Origin of the sequence: Bradyrhizobium sp. IC4059, from assembly GCF_020193615.1 — a bacterium.
In the GTDB taxonomy this organism is placed as follows: domain Bacteria; phylum Pseudomonadota; class Alphaproteobacteria; order Rhizobiales; family Xanthobacteraceae; genus Bradyrhizobium; species Bradyrhizobium yuanmingense.
Genome location: NZ_JADYVH010000054.1, coordinates 1 through 395, shown reverse-complemented (window position 1 = coordinate 395; position 395 = coordinate 1). Strand labels below are relative to the sequence as shown.

Here is a 395-nt window from a genome sequence, read left to right as displayed (position 1 = left end):
CGCTGACCAACCAACTCAACACCAATAATGTCTGGCAGACGCATCCAAGATGCACGGCCCAACATTACGTTTTCAGCTTCTAAACCACCTACACCCACAGAAATTACGCCCAAAGCGTCTGTATGTGGTGTATGTGAGTCTGTACCGACACAGCTCATTGTCGACCACTCTTTAGCAGTGGAATACGGTGGTGCTGACCCAGACGCTTTTGCAAAAAACCGTGCTGTTGAAGACCGCCGTAACGAAGATCGTTTCCACTTTATTGAGTGGACCAAAACTGCATTTAAAAATGTCGACGTGATCCCTGCGGGGAACGGCATTATGCACCAGATTAACCTAGAGAAAATGTCTCCGGTGATTCAGGCGCGTGATGGCGTAGCATTCCCAGACACATG

At 48.9% G+C, this 395-nt stretch carries 2 protein-coding genes; one reads left to right on the top strand and one right to left on the bottom strand.

What is annotated here, in order from left to right; translation table 11 throughout:
- Positions 1 to 158: aconitase family protein (locus tag I6F12_RS37070; protein ID WP_225158555.1), on the bottom strand; the 158-nt coding region annotated here is incomplete at its 3' end.
- Between I6F12_RS37070 and I6F12_RS37065 the strand changes: the two genes are divergently transcribed.
- Positions 103 to 395 (top strand): aconitase family protein (locus I6F12_RS37065; protein WP_225158554.1); only part of this gene is annotated, 293 nt, incomplete at its 3' end. The genes I6F12_RS37070 and I6F12_RS37065 overlap by 56 nt on opposite strands.